The 19125-nt window shown below is 42.7% G+C and carries 19 protein-coding genes; 12 read left to right on the top strand and 7 right to left on the bottom strand.

Annotated elements, in window-relative coordinates; all coding sequences use genetic code 11:
* Positions 1-153: 153 nt before the first annotated feature.
* From rpsF to DXK30_RS06040, 6 genes are all read left to right on the top strand, one after another.
* Positions 154-558: a 30S ribosomal protein S6 gene (gene rpsF, locus DXK30_RS06065; protein WP_101205443.1), complete on the top strand. Its 405-nt coding sequence runs from the start codon at positions 154-156 to the stop codon at positions 556-558.
* A gap of 16 nt (positions 559-574) precedes the next feature.
* Positions 575-805, top strand: a complete 231-nt coding sequence (rpsR, locus tag DXK30_RS06060; protein ID WP_010198808.1) for a 30S ribosomal protein S18 — start codon at positions 575-577, stop codon at positions 803-805.
* Positions 806-825: 20 nt separating this feature from the next.
* Complete coding sequence (gene rplI / locus DXK30_RS06055) at positions 826-1332, top strand: 50S ribosomal protein L9 (protein WP_114700926.1); 507 nt, start codon at positions 826-828, stop codon at positions 1330-1332.
* A gap of 340 nt (positions 1333-1672) precedes the next feature.
* Positions 1673-1912, top strand: coding sequence for a hypothetical protein (locus DXK30_RS06050; RefSeq protein WP_114700925.1), 240 nt, complete (start codon positions 1673-1675; stop codon positions 1910-1912).
* Between the two features lie 453 nt (positions 1913-2365).
* Positions 2366-3724, top strand: a complete 1359-nt coding sequence (locus DXK30_RS06045) for a GntP family permease (RefSeq protein ID WP_114700924.1) — start codon at positions 2366-2368, stop codon at positions 3722-3724.
* Positions 3725-3836: 112 nt separating this feature from the next.
* The gene (locus DXK30_RS06040) at positions 3837-4973 is read left to right on the top strand and encodes a glycerate kinase (RefSeq protein WP_114700923.1); all 1137 of its coding nucleotides are present in this window, start codon (positions 3837-3839) and stop codon (positions 4971-4973) included.
* 110 nt (positions 4974-5083) lie between these two features.
* Here DXK30_RS06040 and DXK30_RS06035 read toward each other — a convergent pair whose 3' ends face one another.
* A complete protein-coding gene (locus tag DXK30_RS06035; RefSeq protein WP_114700922.1) occupies positions 5084-5953 on the bottom strand; it encodes a LysR family transcriptional regulator in 870 nt (289 codons plus the stop codon).
* Between the two features lie 107 nt (positions 5954-6060).
* On the opposite strand from DXK30_RS06035, the gene DXK30_RS06030 reads away from it, so the two are divergent.
* Together DXK30_RS06030 and DXK30_RS06025 are read left to right on the top strand one after the other, a co-directional pair.
* Positions 6061-6561, top strand: a complete 501-nt coding sequence (locus DXK30_RS06030; protein WP_114700921.1) for a lactoylglutathione lyase family protein — start codon at positions 6061-6063, stop codon at positions 6559-6561.
* Between the two features lie 229 nt (positions 6562-6790).
* Complete coding sequence (locus tag DXK30_RS06025; protein WP_114700920.1) at positions 6791-7603, top strand: enoyl-CoA hydratase; 813 nt, start codon at positions 6791-6793, stop codon at positions 7601-7603.
* Between the two features lie 187 nt (positions 7604-7790).
* Here DXK30_RS06025 and DXK30_RS06020 read toward each other — a convergent pair whose 3' ends face one another.
* From DXK30_RS06020 to DXK30_RS06010, 3 genes are all read right to left on the bottom strand, one after another.
* Positions 7791-8129: a RidA family protein gene (locus DXK30_RS06020; protein ID WP_055124581.1), complete on the bottom strand. Its 339-nt coding sequence runs from the start codon at positions 8127-8129 to the stop codon at positions 7791-7793.
* Between the two features lie 58 nt (positions 8130-8187).
* Positions 8188-9435, bottom strand: a complete 1248-nt coding sequence (locus DXK30_RS06015) for an NAD(P)/FAD-dependent oxidoreductase (RefSeq protein ID WP_114700919.1) — start codon at positions 9433-9435, stop codon at positions 8188-8190.
* Between the two features lie 342 nt (positions 9436-9777).
* Entirely contained in the window at positions 9778-11979 is a 2202-nt protein-coding gene (locus tag DXK30_RS06010; RefSeq protein WP_114700918.1) for an ATP-dependent helicase, read from the bottom strand.
* Positions 11980-12388: 409 nt separating this feature from the next.
* Here DXK30_RS06010 and ychF point away from each other — a divergent pair, with 409 nt between their 5' ends.
* The 4 genes from ychF (at position 12389) to DXK30_RS05990 (ending at position 16690) form a co-directional block, all read left to right on the top strand.
* Positions 12389-13480, top strand: coding sequence for a redox-regulated ATPase YchF (gene ychF / locus DXK30_RS06005; protein WP_102094907.1), 1092 nt, complete (start codon positions 12389-12391; stop codon positions 13478-13480).
* Positions 13481-13608: 128 nt separating this feature from the next.
* The gene (locus DXK30_RS06000; protein WP_114700917.1) at positions 13609-14217 is read left to right on the top strand and encodes a hypothetical protein; all 609 of its coding nucleotides are present in this window, start codon (positions 13609-13611) and stop codon (positions 14215-14217) included.
* Positions 14218-14489: 272 nt separating this feature from the next.
* Positions 14490-15905 carry a deoxyguanosinetriphosphate triphosphohydrolase gene (locus DXK30_RS05995; RefSeq protein ID WP_114701120.1) on the top strand — a complete coding sequence of 472 codons (1416 nt, stop codon included), beginning with the start codon at positions 14490-14492 and terminating at the stop codon, positions 15903-15905.
* Between the two features lie 104 nt (positions 15906-16009).
* Entirely contained in the window at positions 16010-16690 is a 681-nt protein-coding gene (locus DXK30_RS05990; protein WP_057759356.1) for a TetR family transcriptional regulator, read from the top strand.
* Between the two features lie 22 nt (positions 16691-16712).
* On the opposite strand, the gene gspK is transcribed toward DXK30_RS05990, so the two are convergent.
* Genes gspK through gspI form a run of 3 tightly spaced genes read right to left on the bottom strand, consistent with a single transcriptional unit; the run spans position 16713 to position 19123 of the window.
* A complete protein-coding gene (gspK, locus tag DXK30_RS05985; protein ID WP_227670685.1) occupies positions 16713-17744 on the bottom strand; it encodes a type II secretion system minor pseudopilin GspK in 1032 nt (343 codons plus the stop codon).
* A gap of 48 nt (positions 17745-17792) precedes the next feature.
* The gene (gene gspJ, locus DXK30_RS05980) at positions 17793-18656 is read right to left on the bottom strand and encodes a type II secretion system minor pseudopilin GspJ (RefSeq protein WP_114700916.1); all 864 of its coding nucleotides are present in this window, start codon (positions 18654-18656) and stop codon (positions 17793-17795) included.
* On the bottom strand, positions 18653-19123 hold the full coding sequence (gspI, locus tag DXK30_RS05975) for a type II secretion system minor pseudopilin GspI (protein WP_227670683.1): 471 nt from the start codon (positions 19121-19123) through the stop codon (positions 18653-18655). The genes gspJ and gspI overlap by 4 nt, the downstream gene beginning before the upstream one ends.
* Positions 19124-19125 lie beyond the last annotated feature (2 nt).

The raw sequence follows: 19125 nt of genomic DNA, 5'->3' as shown, positions 1-19125 counted from the left end.
TGTTAGTTGCCGAGTACTGTTATAATACGGCGCTTTATAAACTAAGCTTATTCTTGATTGTTTTTTATAAAATATGATTAGAATTGGGCTTACCTTATAAATCTCCTTGCTATTAACATAGGGTTAATAGCTACTAATCCGTAAGGAGTCATAATGCGACATTACGAACTGGTGTTACTTGTACACCCAGACCAAAGCGACCAAGTGGTCGGCATGGTTGAGCGCTACATCAAGTTAGTTCAAGACAACAACGGTGTTATCCATCGTCTAGAAGATTGGGGCCGTCGTCAACTGGCTTATCCAATCAACAAGATTCACAAAGCTCATTACGTTCTTTTCAACATTGAAACTGACGGTGAAACTTTAGCTGAACTTGAAGAATTATTCCGTTATAACGACGCGATCATTCGTAGTCTAGTTATGCGCCGTGACGAAGCTGTCACTGAAGAGTCGCAGTTAGCCAAGAATGCCGATGAAAAACGCGCACGCAAAGCAACTACTCGTCGTCCAGACAATCGTGAAAACGATAATGACGACAACGACAACAGTGAAGACTAATTAAAGGAGAATACTCATGGCACGTTTCTATCGCCGTCGCAAATTCTGCCGTTTCACTGCTGAAGGCATTACTCACATCGACTATAAAGATGTTGAATTGCTAAAACAGTACATTAGTGATAATGGTAAAATCGTACCAAGCCGTATTACTGGTACATCTACTAAATATCAGCGTCAATTAGCGACTGCTATCAAGCAAGCTCGTTACTTATCGCTACTTCCATACACTGATAACCATCAAGGTTAACCGCTAACTAGGAATGACTCATGCAAATTATTTTGTTACAGCGTATCGTCAACCTTGGTAAACTCGGTGAAACTGTCGATGTAAAACCAGGTTACGGACGTAACTTTCTTATCCCTCAGGGCAAAGCACTACCTGCTACTAAAGCTAACATCGAAAAGTTCGAAGCACGTCGTGCTGAACTTGAAGCTGAAGAAGCAAAAGAGATCGCTGTTGCTCAAGAGCGTGCTGATGCATTAACTGATGTTAATGTTATCATGCGTGCTAAATCAGGTGACGAAGGCAAGCTATTCGGCTCTATCGGTACTCGCGATATCGCTGAAGCATTGACTAACTCAGGTCTAGAAGTAGACCGTGCTGAAATCAAGCTACCTGAAGGCACTCTACGTCAAGTTGGCGAATACAATGTTGATATTCAGCTACACCATGACGTTACTGCTAGCATCTTAGTTACTATTCTTTCTGAAGATGGTAACAACGAAGATTCAGCTGACGAAGAAGCGGCTGACGAAGACTATTCTGAAGAGTAATCTTCTATATAGTTAGACTCAGTCTACGAAAAAGCCAGTAACCTTAGGTTGCTGGCTTTTTTTTGGCTTAGAGTTATGTATCTAAGCTACCTCTATATTAACCTCGGCAGTTTCTAATCGATAAGTTAGGATTTTATATAACCCTAAAAAGCTCAAGATTATCAGAAAATGTATTGCTATAGTACCAATGTTATTTATGCAATGTTGCAGTAACTAATTGCAACAACTACATTAAAAATACTATACCTAACAATAAGATAGTGCCTATATAATCATCTTTATTATCATTAGCAGAGATTCATAATCTACTGCTATCTTATATACTGATAGGGCGCAAAAAATGACAGACAACAATAATATTCATACTGAAGATAAACTCATTTGTACCAAAGGCAATGACTACTACGCCGAAGGAGAAATATATACTGTCGGTAGAATAGTTAATGACAAATATTTTCAGCTGTTGACGAGTGGCAACGATGATCATTGGTATGCCACACTGGATGACCAAGGGATTTACGTCAGCTTTGATACTTCTACAGTTACCAATAACAAAGCTTTCTTTGCTAAGATTGCTTAATCTGTAGATCAGGGCATTTTCTGAAAGTATTTATCTTAAAAATAATTATTATTCAGGTAGGTAAACACTCCTTAAAAAAGAACTGGTCATTAGAGATGGCCAGTTCTTTTGGTTAAAAGCGTTAGCAATTGCTGGCCATATAAATATTTGCACATATATTTCTTACATCTTCCTGCAATCAAGAACTTCTCAATTTTTTATCAATAGCGCCAACTATTTAACGAATCTATTTCCTAGCAGCGTCTATTTACTATAAAATATCTCCCTTGAAAATTTCGTATCGTTATTGATGCAAATAATTGGTTTGATATCGTTTGAATGTAGACATGGTAAAAGCGCGTGAAAGTACTATACATAGTAGACTGAGCGAGCTAGACACCATATTTAACCTCGATACAATTGACTATATTTGTATTGGTAATCAATTAAGATATAAACCATATTGAGACAGTGATGATTGTATTTTGGCTTGTGCTGACTATTCTTTTTATTATTTTCGCTACCGCAAAATTAAAGTGGCATCCCTTTTTAGTGTTGATTTTATCCGCTTTCTTGGTCGCACTATTTTATCAAGTACCGCTTAATACTGTCGCAAAAACGATCTCAGATGGTTTCGGCGGTATTTTAGGCTATATCGGACTTGTGATTGTATTTGGTACCATTATTGGCTTAATCCTCGAAAAAACCGGGGCTGCTATCGTAATGGCAGAGTCAGTCATCAAAGTATTGGGGCCACGCTTCCCTACTTTGACCATGTCTATCGTCGGTGCAGTCGTTTCGATACCTGTATTTTGTGACTCTGGCTATATTATCTTAAACTCTCTAAAAGAGTCTTTAGCTGAGCGCTTACATGTATCAAGTGTCGCGATGAGTATTGCGTTGGCCACTGGTCTATATGCTACCCATACCTTTGTACCACCGACGCCAGGCCCAATCGCGGCAGCAGGTAACTTAGGTCTAGAATCAAACCTAGGTTTGGTCATTATGGTCGGTGTGGTGGTGACAGCAGTTGCTGTACTGGCGGGCTGGTGGTGGTCTAATCGCTTTCTTAACGCCACTCCTGACAATATCAATGCGGCAGACGCTCCTACAGCCGCAATGCCTGAAGGAATGAAAACTCGTGATGATTACAGCCACTTGCCTTCAGCAACAATCGCGTTTTTACCTATTATCGTGCCTATCGTATTGATCTGCTTATCCTCTGTTGCTAATTTCCCAAGCGCACCATTTGGCAGTAGCATAGTAGCGGAGATTTTGATATTCATTGGTAACCCGCTTACTGCACTACTTATCGGTTTGTTCTTATCGTTTTTCTTGATTAAATCAAGCCAAAAAACGCAAGAAATCAGCGACAGTATCTCGCAAGGCTTGGTAGTAGCAGCCCCTATCCTATTGATTACTGGTGCTGGTGGTGCATTTGGTGCCATGCTAAAAGTTACGCCGATTGGCGATTACCTAGGTTCGACGCTATCTGCTTTGGGTTTAGGTATCTTCATGCCATTTATCGTCTCTGCTGCGCTAAAAACAGCACAAGGCTCAACCACAGTCGCATTGGTGACGACTTCTGCTATGGTTGCCCCACTATTGAGCCAGATTGGTCTAGACAGTGAACTTGGACGCGTGTTCTGCGTGATGGCAATCGGTGCTGGTGCCATGACCATCTCACATGCCAATGACAGCTTCTTTTGGATTGTTAGCCAGTTTAGTCGCATGAGCGTCGCACAAGCGTACAAGGCTCATTCAATGGCCACTGGTATCCAAGGTGTGACTAGCATCGTATTTATCTGGTTGTTGACCCTAGTGTTTATCTAGTTCATAAAATTGGGTATTTCTACATACGTTTATTTGATGATTGCTAAGTAAACGTTTTAAAACATGACACTATCGCAATGATCGTGTCATTAAGATATTCAAAGAGAGCCGTATGAAAATTTTGATCGCCCCTGACTCGTTTAAAGAAAGTTTAGAAGCACTTGATGTTTGCCACGCCATTCAATCTGGCTTTAGTCAAGTGTTTCCAGATGCTGACTACAAGCTACTGCCAATGGCCGATGGTGGTGAAGGTACTTCAGCGGTATTGTCTTATGTATTGGGCGGGCGCTGGAAAGAAGTCAGAGTACATGACCCGTTGATGAGGCCGATTACGGCAAAGTATCTGTTACTACCTGACGCGACCGCTGTTATCGAAGTGGCGCAAGCGTGCGGATTGCATCTACTGACAGCTGATGAGCGTAATCCTGTTATTGCGAGCAGTTATGGGGTTGGGGAGCTGATCGATGATGCATTAGCAGAAGGTGCTAAGCGTATCATTATCGGTCTGGGTGGTAGCGCAACCAATGATGCAGGCCTTGGCATGCTAATGGCGCTAGGCATAACATTTCATGACATCAATGATAGCCTACTCACTCATGGTGGTGGCGCACTTGCCAGCTTACATAAGCTCGATAATACTAGCCTTCACGCAAAGATATCAGACACGGTATTTGAAGTTGCTTGTGATGTGACCAATCCATTATGCGGTCTGCTGGGAGCAAGCGCGGTGTTTGGCCCACAAAAAGGCGCCTGTCCAGAGCAAGTCAATACCTTGGACAAGGCACTCAGTCACTTTGCTACCATATGTGGACAGCATGGCTATGAAGACTGTCAATACGTTGAAGGTGCTGGCGCTGCTGGCGGTCTTGGCTATGCGATGATGACTTTCTTTCAAGCTCAGTTGAAGTCAGGCTTTGATACGGTTGCCGAAGTGGCTCACCTGTCACAGCATATCGCAGAAGCAGACCTTGTCATCACTGGCGAAGGTAAGCTTGATGCACAAACAGCCATGGGTAAAGTGGCAGGCGGTATCAGCCAAATCGCTAAGTCCAGCCGTACACCTGTTATCGCTATCTGCGGCAGCGTCGATGGGCTAAAACCTGCCCAGACCAGTCAGTTCGATGTTGTTATGCCGAGTATCCAAAAAGTAGACACGATTGATAACGTGTTAGGCTCAGCTTACAACAATATTGAGACTACTGCTGCTAATATCGCTGCAAGTATCAAACTTGGGCAGACTTTAAGATAGACGCAATCTTTCATAGTCACAATTTATCAATAGCATCCTCCACTAAATGCACAGCTATCGAGCCTTTTATTAACTCTTTGTTAGCTGTGCATTTATCATTCTCAACATATCTATAGCCATTTTTTTACTTCGTCAATGACCGTATGCATTCTATTAGAGAGTACCTGCTGTCGTCTGACAGCCAAATATAGCGTTTCGCTAACAGCAACTGGCAGATAATGACTGTTAATCAGCTCAGGCTTCGGATAAGCGGCCACGGCATGGGCTGGCAAAACAGTAAATCCTATTCCTCTGCTGACGGGCTCTAAAATTAACCCTATCTGATTAGAAAATCCTTTTTTCTCAAAATCATTGATATGCTGAAATTGCTCATAATTGGCAGTCAGTAGCATGCCTGCATGATGGGCGCCATCCGGATGATCGATAAATCCAAGCTCGATAAGCTGCTCCCAGCTAGGCTCTACTGTAGCCGCAGGGGTTACTAGTATCAATGTCTCTTGCGCCATAGGCTTGCAACTAACCGTTTCATCATCTGAGATATCCGTCATAAAGCCAATATCAATCTCGTGATTTGCCAGTGCCCGCTCAATATCAGAATTGGGTGCAAAACGGTAATCAATCACTAGTTTTGGATACTGCTGCTGTAATGTCAAAAGCTGCGGATATAGCTTTAGTCCCACACTACCCGGTGACATCAATCGCACCAATCCTTCATAAGGTGGATCTTCACCGATACGCTGTTCTAAATTTGATAATCGCTGCAATATCTCGCCTGCTTCTTTATAGAGCTGCTCACCTGCATTGGTCAATGAGAACTGCTTTCCTTGTCGAATCAACAAGTCTGTATCTAGTTGCTCCTCTAACTTACTTATGTGTTGGCTCACACCGGACTGCGTCATATATAGACGTTCAGCCGTACGAGTAAAGTGCCCAACTTCGGCAAGCGTACAGAAAGTTCGTAACCATGTGATATTTATCATTACGTTTCATACTTATTTATATAATATTTGATAATTTTACATAATGAATATGCGTTTGTATACTGGCCTCACGTTAAACAAGAGTACAGCAAACAGGAGCACAAATTATGAACAATGTTTATCCAAGAAGCTTTTCGCACATCGGTCTGTCAGTCCCTGACCTAGATGCAGCCGTAAAATTTTATACCGAAGTGATGGGTTGGTACACCATCATGGAACCAACTGAGATTGTCGAAGATGACAGTGCCATTGGTGAGATGTGTACCGAAGTATTTGGTGCTGGTTGGGGCAGCTTTCGTATCGCTCACCTGTCCACTGGTGACCGTATCGGCGTCGAGATTTTTGAATTCAAAAATCAAGAAGACCCTGAAAATAACTTTGAATACTGGAAAACGGGTATCTTCCACTTCTGTGTTCAAGATCCAAATGTTGAAGAGTTGGCTGAGCGTATGGTTGCAGCAGGCGGTAAAAAACGTATGGAAAAACCACGCTACTACTACCCTGGCGAAAAACCTTACCGCATGATCTATATGGAAGACCCGTTCGGCAACATCGTTGAAATCTATAGCCACAGCTACGAGCTTATCTATAGCGAAGGCGCGTACTAGGTTCAGTATAAATACAGCTTAGTATAAATTTAAGTTAGTATAGATTTAACTTATATCTGACTGAAAAACCAATAGCGTACTCATCACCTGAGTGCGCTATTTTTTTAAGCGCTCTATATTAATAAACTATTGTATAGAATATGAGCCATGCTACTATTTAAAACGCTTTATATAACTTTATAAATAATAATATTTTCCAAACCAAACAACCCATTATCAAGGATGATAAATGACTCAATCTGGCATTACTCTAGACCTAGACGACCCTCTGGTTATTAGAGAAGACAATAAAGAAAGTGGCGTCGTCACGCTCACCTTAAACCAACCCAAACAATTCAATGCCCTGTCCGTTGAAGTACTGTCTACCATGCAAGCAGAACTGGATAATATCACTCAAGACGATACGATCAGAGTCGTGGTTATTCAAGCGACAGGCAAGGCATTCTGTGCTGGTCATAATCTAAAACAAATGCGCGTACACTCAGATGCAGCATTTCACCGTGCCCTATTCCAGCAATGTAGTAAAATGATGCTTACCATCAACCGTATGCCACAAGTCGTTATCGCAAAAGTACAAGGTATTGCCACCGCTGCAGGGTGTCAGCTAGTCGCAGCTTGTGATTTGGCCGTTGCCGCTGATGATGCAAAGTTTGCTACCTCTGGGATAAATGTGGGACTGTTCTGCTCTACACCTGCTGTAGCCGTCAGCCGTAATCTACCTCGTAAGCAAGCATTTGAGATGCTGATTACAGGTGAATTTATCGACGCGCATACTGCCTTGCAATATGGATTAATCAATCGAGTTGCGCCAGTAGAGCAACTTGATCAGACACTACAGTCACTGATAACAGTAATCACTGCCAAGTCTCCGGTAGCGGTGAGAACTGGCAAAGATATGTTTTATAAACAACTGGATATGAACGTTGAAGATGCATATGACTATGCCAGTGAAGTAATGACGGGCAATATGATAGCAGACGATGTGGATGAAGGTATTGATGCTTTTATTGAGAAACGCCAAGCGGTATGGAAAGGGTGCTAATTCCTATAATAATCATTGTATTGCTTAGCTGACGTCACATAGCGTAAGCTTTATCTAGAAAGCTAGTACGCTGTTTTGCAGTAATTAAACTTGCTTATTGCCAAGTACAAAAAAGGCCACGATATCGCTATCATGGCCTTTTTTATTTCTATTTGATACAGATACTACAGATACTGCGAGCCGTTTATTACTCAGCAGCGATGGCGATCATCTCAACCAATAGCTCAGGACGTGCTAAAGCTGACTCACCACAAGCGCGAGCTGGTGGCTGAATACCTTCAAACCACTGGTCATAGACTTCATTCATGGCAGCAAAGTCAGCCATGTCTTTGATCCACACCGTGACTGATAGTAGCTTTGATTTGTCGCTACCAACTTCTTCTAGCAACGTTTGAATTTTTTCTAAACAAGTCAATGTTTGCGCTTTGATATCGTCTTCTGCGTTACCTACCTGACCACACAAATAGATAGTTTGGTTATGGATTACGGTTTTGCTCATACGTTGATTGCTGTGTAGCTTCTTAATCATGTCTATACCTTTCATTTATTAATTTAAGTCTGTGCTAAATCTAACAGATATGCGCTTATTTTGAAAAACGCTGAGCACTAAATGGTGCAAGGTTTACTAATGATGGCTTTTCATGGATCATCTCTTCAACCAGACGCCCTGTCATTGGCCCTAAGGTAAAGCCTTGGTGGCTGTGACCAAATGCGAACCATAGTTTGTCATGCTTGTCAGCAGGACCGATTACTGGCTTCATATCAGGCATACAAGGACGTGACCCTGCCCATGCTTCACTCTCAACCGCATCTTCTAGTGGCAAGATTTTTTTAGCCAGCTTCAATACAGTTTTTAACTGACCAAAGTTCTTTGGCGCATTCATCGTGGTCATCTCAGCACCAGTGGTGATACGGATACCCTGCTGCATTGGCCCCATCACAAAGCCTTTGTCCATATCAAACATACTGTGATTGATAGTGTTCTTTTCTGTCACTTTGAAATGCTGATGATAACCACGCATTGGGAACAATGGCAAGTTATAGCCAAGTGGTCTGATCAAGTCATTAGACCATGGGCCTGCTGCGATAACCAATTTGTCACTATAGTAGGTATCATTATCAGTGATAACTTTCCAGCCTTCGCCGTCTTGAACGATTTCTTTTACATCACTTTCTTTGATCGTACCCTGCATATCTTGGAAGTTTTTTGCATAAGCTTTCACGAGCGAGCTTGGGTTTGATACTTGCCAAGAGTTTTTCCAATGAATCGCGCCAACGAAACCTTCGAAATTGGCACTAGGTTCCATTGCTTTTAGCGCTTCAAGGTTTAGTACGTTATGCTCAACACCTTGGTTACGTGCATCAATGGCTGCCACTTGCGCTTCTTTGAAAGTTTCTTCCGAGCGATGCAGTTGTAACCAGCCGTCACGCGTGATTAGCTCATCAGCACCAGATGCTTCAATCATCGTTTGATGCTCACTGGTACAATGCTCAATCAACGTCTGCCACTCTGATTCGATTTTTTTGACTGAAGCTGGCGTAGAGTATTTCCAGTACTGAAGCAGTGCTTGGTGATAACGCAAAATGGCCGGAATACGATAGCGAATGTCAGTCCCTTGGTTTGGCAACACTCTAATCATTTCTGTCAGCTGACGAGGAAAAGGATGTGTATGAATGGCTTCGCGCTGAATCAATCCTGCATTGCCGTATGAGGTCTCTGACCCTGGCAATTTTTTGTCTAACAATAATACATTTGAGTTATTTTTTTGTAGATGCCACGCGATTGACGTGCCAACCATACCTGCACCGATAACGATAACTTCGTAGCGCATAACCTATCCTTTTCTTAGGGTGTTAATACAGAGTATCAAATATAAGGGTCTAACCAAATTAGGTGGTAATAGTAACGCATTAGGATAAATTTGAAACCCTTATCTGAGAAATATTTTCGAGTCACATACTTTTGGTTATGGGGTTTCTGAGAAGGTATTTTTGATAGGAATAATAATAGCCTTAAGCAATAATCTAGCAACAATTTTAGTGAAAATAACGATAAGTTATCTAATGTTTTTGGTTATAAAAAGTTCAAGTATTCGAAAGCTCACTTATCTATATTACTGAACGGTTTTATTAGCTTATGTTTAATTGATTGGATAATCAACTAAACATGGGTATTACCACCAAATGGGATCATCGTCTTCTATCATGGTTCGCCTTGTCGTCTCAACCGATACCTCGTTCGCAGATAGTTCAGCGATAAACCGTGACGGCTTATCAAAATATCCAGAATAACTAGAAAAGTAGTTTGGTGCTGTCAGATATAACTGCGTTTTGGCACGACTACAGGCAACATAAAACAGCTTACGCTCTTCTTCTAATGCTTCAAAGTCATCTAAAGAACGATGATGCGGCGTGATTCCATCTACTAATGAGTTAACAAACACTACTGGCCACTCAAGCCCCTTAGCACTATGAATGGTCGAGATAGTGACTTTGTCATTGCTACTGTCTTGTCCATTATCCAGATTACCCATGACAGCAACCGAATCATTAGGTGGGTCCAAAGCGAGATTTTCTAAAAAGCTATCAAGGCTTGTGTGCTCTGTCGCTAAATTCTTTAATACCCGAAAATCTTCGGTACGCTCACGCCAATTTTCTTCAATCAGCTTTAACACTGGAATATAAAACTCAAGAATATGTTCAATAGCTGTCTCGACCGACTCAGCTTGCTGTGCCTTGGTAAGCGCATGATATAGAGGTTCTAGCTGATCACTTTTTTTCGCAAAGGGCGCGGCCAGTAAGGATTCAAATGCATTATTGTCAGCAGTAATGGCTTGGGTTAAGCGCGTCGCCGTTACTGCACCCACCCCTTTAAACAAAGTTAAAATACGATGCCAAGCAATCGTATCATTTGGGTTATAGAGTATTTTAACAAAGGCCAACACATCTTTGATATGACGTCTTTCAATGAATTTGATACCGCCCACGACGATAAAAGGAATATTGCGCGCCATAAACTCTAGCTGTACGTAATTGGACTGAAAAGACGTACGGCATAATACCGCAAAGTCGTTGTAGTCATACTCTGGCTTTAGCGCGACGATCTTATCAGTGATATAGCCCGCTTCTTTTGGCTCATCACTGAGTCGTCGAAATACTGGTTTGTGTCCTTCTATCGGCGCATCAGAATACAGCTGCTTTTGATAGCCCAAGGTAATTTGCTCTGACAAAGCATTGATATAATTTAAAACGGACGGCGAGCTGCGATAATTTTGCTCAAGTTTAATAAGTTTGGCATGAGGATAGGTCTCACCAAATAGCAGAATGTTTTCATAATTGGCACCGCGAAAGGCATAGATGCTTTGATTGTCGTCACCGACTACCATCAGTGATACCGACTCAGGCTCACATATTAAGTCGATTAGCTGCTTTTGAGGAATGTTGGTATCTTGATACTCATCAACCATAATATAACGATATTGGCTTTGCAGCAGCTGTCGAAAGGTATCATTGGTTTTTAAATGACGTACGACTTGGCTGATGATGTCATCAAAATCATATAAGTGATTGGTGCGCTTGTACTCATGGAAATCAACTGCCAGCTGCTCGATGATAGGAATATGCACGACAATATCTGGGTAGTTACTTTCGATTAGGTCGCGAATTTGTATACGTCTATTTCTAGACGTCGATATGATATTTTGCAGCGTTTTTTTGCGTGGAAAGGCTTGTGACTTGGTCTGATTAGGATAGTTTTTTTCTTTATGCACCAAGTCGATAGCATCCTCACTATCACCCGTATCCAAAATCGTAAACCTTGGATTGATACCGAGTAGTCCTGAATACTGACGCAGTAACATATTGCAAAACGAGTGAAAAGTACCACTAGTGATGCTATTTAATGCTTTATCAGTTGGCAGCTTATCCTCAGCCAGCTCATCTGATAGCTCTTGATTTGAAAGACTGCTTGCTAGCAAGGACTTAGCTCGATCTTTTATTTCATTCGCGGCTTTACGCGTAAAAGTCAGGAGCAAAATCTCTTTAGGCGACACCCCATTTTCCAATAGATAACTGGTCCGATAGGTCAAGGTTTTGGTCTTACCTGAGCCAGCTCCAGCAATGACCAATACTTTGCCGTCGATCGTAGTCGCGGCCATTAGCTGATCGGGATTTAACTCACTGGCATAATCGACCTTTAACCCCAATCCACTATCTAGCCTCTGCTTTAACAACTTAAGGTTTGTCGGCTCAGCCGTATCAATTAAATTTGCCTCTAGTTTTTTAATAGCCTGCTCAAGTCGAGTCAGTTTAGGCTTCATCTCAAGGAAGTTTTGCGGGTATTTATAGTGGCGTGTGTCAAAAATCGAAGTTGTCATTGTCTAAAATTGCCTTACATTTTATTTTGGCGATATTATCAGCTTATATCTGACTATCTATAGCTTTAGAATAAGTATGATTTGCTAAAATTGGCAGAATATATGTGCTGAATTTTTGTGAAATTTAGGCCCTTATCGATGTGTGATAGTTTAGCATATTAAAAAATAGGGTTTATTAGCCCACATAAGCTATGTGTCACTCATACTAGTTAGCCTTGTTCATTTTCAAGCTCCAAATATGACCTGCTTTTATCATAAAGCCGTGTATTATCATCAGGTAAAAACCTGGGCATATACCGTAACAACCTCACCCCTATTCAGGTAAATTTGCTACAATGTGCCCAATTTTGATTTATCATTTAACCAAACTTTATACCAACTGATTTTATTAATACATTGAGAGAATGTTATGGGTTTTAATTGCGGCATCGTCGGCCTACCAAACGTGGGTAAATCCACCTTGTTTAATGCATTGACCAAAGCGGGTATCGCCGCTGAAAACTTTCCATTTTGTACCAAAGATCCCAACACGGGTATCGTACCAGTACCAGACCCACGCCTAAAACAACTGGCTGACATCGTCAATCCTGAGCGCGTATTACCAACGACGATGGAGTTTGTCGATATCGCAGGTTTGGTCGCAGGCGCGTCAAAAGGCGAAGGCATGGGTAACCAGTTCCTAGCCAACATCCGTGAGACTGATGCGATTGCTCACGTTGTACGCTGTTTTGATGACGACAATGTCGTACACGTTGATGGCCGCGTTAGCCCGATTGATGATATCGAAACCATCAACACTGAGCTCGCATTGGCAGATTTAGAAGCTGTTGAACGCGCGGTATTTAACTTGACCAAAAAAGCAAAAGGCGGCGATAAAGATGCTGGCGCCATGCTTGATGTGTTCAAAAAGATTGAGCCATTACTAGCAGAAGGCAAAGCGGCTCGTGCTGCTAACCTAGATGCTGATGAGAAAAAACTGATCAGAAGCTATGGTCTAATCACGCTAAAGCCAACCATGTATATCGCTAACGTTTCTGAAGATGGTTTTGAAAATAACCCATATCTTGACGCTGTTCGTGACTATGCCACTGGTGAAGACTCTATCGTTATCGCACTATGCAACCAGATCGAATCTGAAATTGCCCAGCTTGATGAAGACGATAAAAAAGACTTCCTAGCTGAAATGGATATGGAAGAAGCTGGTCTTGATCAAGTCATTCGCGGTGGCTATGACTTACTTGATATGCAGACTTACTTTACCGCTGGCGTAAAAGAAGTACGTGCTTGGACTGTCGCTATTGGTGCGACAGCGCCGCAAGCAGCTGGCGTGATTCATACTGATTTTGAGCGTGGTTTTATTCGTGCTGAGGTCATTGCGTATGACGACTTTATCGAATATAACGGTGAAAAAGGCGCTGCTGCTGCTGGTAAATCGCGTTTAGAAGGTAAGACTTACATTGTGCAAGATGGCGACGTGATGCACTTTAGATTTAACGTATAACTTTAAATAGTATAGCTTGTTTAAAGTTAATTAGCCGATGTTGGATATTCTCCATCATCGGCTTTATTTTATATATTAGATGTTATATTATAACATATCTTTATTTTGCTTATTTAAGGACTTATATTATGGCGGCTTATCTTTCTAAACTTGCAGGTATTACTATACTAGGTAGTGTGATGGCAGGCTCTTTACTGGGCTGTCAGCCGAAAAACGATTCCGATGCAGCGGTATCTGAAGAAGCGCCAGTAGATAATCACGCCGAGCATGAACAAGGTCATGAAATGCATGACAATAAAGAGCATGAAGATCACGGCCACGAAGAACATAGTGATATAGAACACGATCATGAAGGGCCTAATCATGAAGATCACAGTCATGAAAGTCATAGCCACGAAGAGCATACGCATGCAGGTCACGATCATGCAGTACACGCCAGCAACAGCACTCCTTTCTCTTGTGAGCCTACTGCTACTATCGGCGTTTCTTATCATAGCGACAGTACACCACAGACAGCGCATTTGCTCATCGATGGTATTGAGTACGATTTAACAGCTACTGCTAATAGTGAAACTGATGCTGATAAGGGCATCTATACTAGCGATATTGGATTAGACGATACCCACGGCATCATATGGCAAGTAAATGGAGACAAAGCGACATTGCTTAATAAGACACTGGACAGCGATGTAGCTATCAACGAGGAAGACGTACTTTTTAACTGTCAAAAGTCTTAATATAGTTGATTCAATATAATTTGGATACAAGCAAGGCGAGTGAAATTACTACCAGTAGTAGGCTAAGCAAAATTGGCACCGTATCCAATTTATAGGGCATTAACTCTAGTCAAAGAAGTCTAAAATGGGTACAAGGCAGCCGACTACAGATTGTACAAATAGCACCTCTAAAGAGGTAACACCGTAGCCACTTAGTAGTTCTCTGACTATATAGCTGTACCAAGGGCGCTATTTTGCTATGCTAGAGGCTCCCTTGGTTCCGGATGTTTAATATGCTAAGTACACCAACCTCTTTGCCGTCCCCTACCACACAATGGTCACATCTTCTTAATTCACAGCGTCTTGGTGCTTCCAAAAAATTTAACGCCAATACCAGTACTCGCTCTCAGTTTCATAAAGACTATGACAGACTGGTATTTTCTCACTCTTTTCGCCAGTTAAATCAGAAAACCCAAGTCCATCCACTGACCAATCAGCTCGGTATTCATACGCGCCTGACTCACTCGCTAGAAGTTTCTTCTATTGGTCGCTCTTTGGGAATGATGGCCGCCGAAAAAATTCATGATGCACTAAGTAGCGGCCTACCAGCAGGAGTTTCACCAGCAGACGTCGGTGTGATCGTACAAGCAGCTTGTCTCGCTCATGACATTGGTAATCCACCTTTTGGCCACGCTGGAGAGTATGCGATTCGTGATTGGTTTAGACAGCCTGAACCGCAAGCGATTTTGCAAAATTTAAGCAGCAATGAGCGATTAGACTTACTGGCATACGAGGGTAATGCTCAAGGATTTCGCCTATTAGCACGTAATGAGCATCATCCTGACAAGGGTGGCATGCGGCTTACCTGTGCCACGCTAGGCGCCTTTATGAAGTATCCATGGTTGGCAACTCACAGCAACGATGTCAATGACAACCATTATAATGTGCAAAAATTTGGCTGCTTTTATAGCGAAGCGTCTCAACTAGAAGAGTTAGCTGCGTGTTTGCACTTACCGCGCTCAGAGCAACACGATGGCTTTGTGCGCCATCCATTGGCTTACCTGCTAGAAGCAGCAGATGACATCTGTTATGCGCTAATCGATTTAGAAGATGGCATCAATCTGAATATGCTAACCTATAGCGAAGTTGCCACGATATTTTATGAGCTGATTGGTGAACGTCCAAGTAGCGTAAACTTGCCAGCGCATATGTCTGTCAGACAAAGCCTCGCTTCTCTGCGGGCACGAGCCATGATGCGGTTGGTCAATACCGTCACCGATGCTTTTGTAGCCAACAGTGATGCATTACTAGCTGGCACACTGCAAGGCAGCCTATTTGCCCATTGCGATACCAGCGTACAAAATGGTATCAATCAAGCTAAGCAACTGGCACGCGAAAAAATATTCAATCATCCGAGCAAAGTAAGAATGGAGCTGATGGCCAATCAATGCTTGCATAGCCTATTGAATGCCGTTATGCCGCTCGCTTGGACTGGCTCTGAATCTGCTACTACGCAACCGCCGATGTCTTTTGAGCAGCAACGTCTGTTAAGATTGCTACAGCCTCATCTTGACGAACATCGCCGCATATTGTCTGACGATATCTACCATAATGTCCTAAATATTTTGGATTTTATTACAGGTATGAATGACCATGAAGCTTATCGACTGGCGCAAGAACTGCAGGGTCATTGGGGCACAGTGGTTTAAAAGACCAGTGCAGGTTTAGTAAATTAACACGAATGGCGTATTTCAGTCGTATTTATGCGTTGAAATGAGTATGATAAACACCTACCGGACAATTTTGAAATATTATGAGCAGTCGCGAACAAAAGAAACTTCAAACTCGGCACGCCTTTTTTAATGCTGTGCTCGATTTATGTATGACAGGGCAATCTTTTAGCTCTATCAGTCTCAGACAAGTAACACGTGAGGTTGGCGTTGTGCCGACTGCGTTTTATCGCCATTTTGATGATATGGAGTCACTCGGGCGCGCTTTGGTCATTGAGGAATTGGGCGGTACGTTAGCCACGTTAAGTGATAGCCTGCAGATTGGCCGTAAACGTAGCTTTGATCGTCAAATCGCAAAAAGCATTCAGCTATTCTTGTACATGGTCAGCGATCAGCCTTATTACTGGCAGTTCTTGGTCAGTGAGCGTTATGGTGGGTCAGAAGCAGTACGCAAAGCAATTAATGAGTTGATTAAGATACACGCTCAAGGTTTGGCAGACGACTTAGCGTTGCAGCCAGCGTTTACCCATATCAATGCTTATGACCGTCGTCTATTGGCTGAAGCTGGTGTGAATATGTTTTTCTCTTGGATTATTGATTGGCTAGAGCTGACCTATACGGAAGATCATGATGATGAAATTGATCTAAACGAAATCGAAGAAAACAAGCAGCTGATGCTGCATAACTGTACTCGTCAAGCACAGATGCTTTTTTACGGGGCTTATAACTGGAAGTCTAGCGAAGAAACACGCCTAAAAGACTAAACGTCGATCCCAATACCATCTGCTAAAAGCTCGGACGAAATGCCCATAGTCGCTGTGTCACTACTTTGACTTCCTTGGGCATTTTACTGTCTACCTCACTACTATTACTCGCCTGATTATTATCAACGACAGTTTTAATAATCAAGACTGTGGCAAAACGCTCTCTTGCCTGACCAACAGTTGCATTATCAGTCGCTGTGATAAGCGCCATAAATGCTTGGCTATCAACGGCGAGCATTGGCGTTAATGCTTTTCGTTGCTTATCATTTACACTGCCAAATATCGGTAATTGCCATACTGTATCAATAGACGTCAGCGCCTGCTGTGCGCGCATATCTACCAGTGATTGCATCTGTTGGCTGTTAGCACCATCAATTAGTGCGGCTAACAATACAGGACTGGCAGTATTGATATTAATAGGCACATAATAAGGCACTGCGGTAAGATAAGGCCGTAATACTGCTAATGTCTCAGCGCTTACCCCTTTCACTTCTAGTAGCTGATCGATACTGACAAAAGGCTGATTTGGCAAAGCATCTGTTGCTACAGCGTTTGACTGCTGCGCATATACCGTGCTTTCATCTCCGCCATCTTGATATACCTCGCCGTCTGCATCTTGCCAATCAAGTATAGCAATAGCGATATCAGGCTCTAGATTTAGTTGCGTGAGTAGTCGTTGGAATACTGCTAAAGCAGTGGTGTTGGCCGTCCCATCTTGATACAAGTTATTAATGTTAAAACGACCAGACTCATCGCGTAGCTCAATGCTGACACTGTGACTAGCCAATGTATAAGGTGGTATTGGCTGCGCCCAGATATCTTGCGCACTATCCGTATCATTGAGGTTGCTATCAGCAAGAATCATCGTCACTGCCAACTGTTGACCTGCATCGATGTCTTGCAGCAACTGATTTTGATCGAATAACAGACCACTACGCCTAATTGCAATTTTTTGGCTAGCAAGCATCGACCCTGCAACCACAGTAATACTTACTACTAATAATAAGATAGTCAGCAGTGCAACACCGCGTTGAGAGTTCGCAGTCATCGACATACATAGCCTTTGTTATTGAGCAATTGATGCATTTTAACTACTACCTTCTCAATTATTCGTTCCTAAATTGCTATTATCCGCACTACTATTATTGTCACTACCATTACTACCGCTGTTGTCATTATTAGCATTATCATTGCTGCTACTATCTGTGTTATTGACTGTACTTTGACTATTGCTATGCGATATCGGTTGCGGGGCGAGTGCCCATTGCCAAGTGATTGGCATATCTTGGTATGTAAAGCTGACCGCGATTCCTTTCGGTAATAAAACAGCTGTTGGCTTAGGACTCGCTGTATTCGCTGATTGTCTCACCGCTGTATTTGTACTACTGCCACTGTTAGCGTCATCGCTCGGAAACTTGGTACTTAGCTCTGGTAGATAAGCTTGCCAGCGTCCTGCTGTGACACCTTCGAGCAATACGCTGTCTAGGCTGACGCTGTCACGCCCGCCTTCCATACTAGTATACTGACGACGTATCAAACGCTCATCTGCAAAAATATATTCGATACGTTGGATACTATTACTATTCTGATATCGTGGATCAGGATCGGCAAAGCGTACAAAGCTGATATGCTCGCCATCTAAGCTCATAAAGGGCTCAGGCGCTATCTCGTTTATTTGCTCGCTTGATTGGGAGCTAGTGTCCGCGTTAGTACTATCGCTTGGACTGTTATTCACCGCACTGACACTTTGAGTAGTCGATGCTTGATAAGGGATAATTTGACCCATGTCTTGCTGTAACTGTAAATAAGCGTACTGCAGGACAGCCAGATTGTCAGCATGGAATTGTGCGCGCTCACGAGCACGGTTGACCCCATCAAACACTTGCCAGCCTGCAACGGCTAGCATCGCAAATATTGCCATCGCAACCATTAGCTCAAGCAGTGTAAAACCACGCTGATGCTTCATAGACCGCCCCCGGCCTGCTCGCTATTACCTGCTATGCTTAGACCACTTAAATCCAAACTGTTCGTATCTTGCTCAGCATTACTTAGCATCACAGTGATATCAGTGACCGATGTGCGTGTCTGTCCATCTATAATAGGCGAAACTGCGATATTTACTTCTTTTAAGGCAGGTGTGATGGCGTCACCGACTGTCATTTCTATTTGCCAATTGCGCCCTTGTGCATTAACGGTTTGGGTGCGGTTGGCTGTCAGCCACGTCTCTTTAATACGTAAATCAGCGGCGGCATTTTGGGCAACGAAGTGAGCAAGCGTACGAGTACGCAATATATCAACCGAACTCAGATACGCACTACTGGCACGGCTCGCCGCGACTGCTACCACTGCCAAAATAGCCAGAGCAACCATCACTTCGATAAGGGTAAAGCCGCTCTCGCGCCCACACTTGAGTGATATGGATTTTGATGACATAG

It is taken from the genome of Psychrobacter proteolyticus, assembly GCF_003350005.1.
Taxonomy (GTDB): domain Bacteria; phylum Pseudomonadota; class Gammaproteobacteria; order Pseudomonadales; family Moraxellaceae; genus Psychrobacter; species Psychrobacter proteolyticus.
Note: the sequence above shows the minus strand (reverse complement) of the source record. Positions and strands in the feature narration are given on the sequence as shown.

Coding starts and splice junctions, on each gene's coding strand:
- DXK30_RS06010 (WP_114700918.1), bottom strand. CDS start 11,979: ATGACAACTTCGATTTTTGACACACGCCACTATAAATACCCGCAAAAC.
- DXK30_RS06045 (WP_114700924.1), top strand. CDS start 2,366: ATGATTGTATTTTGGCTTGTGCTGACTATTCTTTTTATTATTTTCGCT.
- ychF (WP_102094907.1), top strand. CDS start 12,389: ATGGGTTTTAATTGCGGCATCGTCGGCCTACCAAACGTGGGTAAATCC.
- gspJ (WP_114700916.1), bottom strand. CDS start 18,656: ATGAAGCATCAGCGTGGTTTTACACTGCTTGAGCTAATGGTTGCGATG.
- rpsF (WP_101205443.1), top strand. CDS start 154: ATGCGACATTACGAACTGGTGTTACTTGTACACCCAGACCAAAGCGAC.
- DXK30_RS06015 (WP_114700919.1), bottom strand. CDS start 9,435: ATGCGCTACGAAGTTATCGTTATCGGTGCAGGTATGGTTGGCACGTCA.
- rpsR (WP_010198808.1), top strand. CDS start 575: ATGGCACGTTTCTATCGCCGTCGCAAATTCTGCCGTTTCACTGCTGAA.
- DXK30_RS06040 (WP_114700923.1), top strand. CDS start 3,837: ATGAAAATTTTGATCGCCCCTGACTCGTTTAAAGAAAGTTTAGAAGCA.
- DXK30_RS06030 (WP_114700921.1), top strand. CDS start 6,061: ATGAACAATGTTTATCCAAGAAGCTTTTCGCACATCGGTCTGTCAGTC.
- DXK30_RS05995 (WP_114701120.1), top strand. CDS start 14,490: ATGCTAAGTACACCAACCTCTTTGCCGTCCCCTACCACACAATGGTCA.
- DXK30_RS06000 (WP_114700917.1), top strand. CDS start 13,609: ATGGCGGCTTATCTTTCTAAACTTGCAGGTATTACTATACTAGGTAGT.
- DXK30_RS06025 (WP_114700920.1), top strand. CDS start 6,791: ATGACTCAATCTGGCATTACTCTAGACCTAGACGACCCTCTGGTTATT.
- gspI (WP_227670683.1), bottom strand. CDS start 19,123: ATGTCATCAAAATCCATATCACTCAAGTGTGGGCGCGAGAGCGGCTTT.
- gspK (WP_227670685.1), bottom strand. CDS start 17,744: ATGTCGATGACTGCGAACTCTCAACGCGGTGTTGCACTGCTGACTATC.
- rplI (WP_114700926.1), top strand. CDS start 826: ATGCAAATTATTTTGTTACAGCGTATCGTCAACCTTGGTAAACTCGGT.
- DXK30_RS06035 (WP_114700922.1), bottom strand. CDS start 5,953: ATGATAAATATCACATGGTTACGAACTTTCTGTACGCTTGCCGAAGTT.
- DXK30_RS06050 (WP_114700925.1), top strand. CDS start 1,673: ATGACAGACAACAATAATATTCATACTGAAGATAAACTCATTTGTACC.
- DXK30_RS05990 (WP_057759356.1), top strand. CDS start 16,010: ATGAGCAGTCGCGAACAAAAGAAACTTCAAACTCGGCACGCCTTTTTT.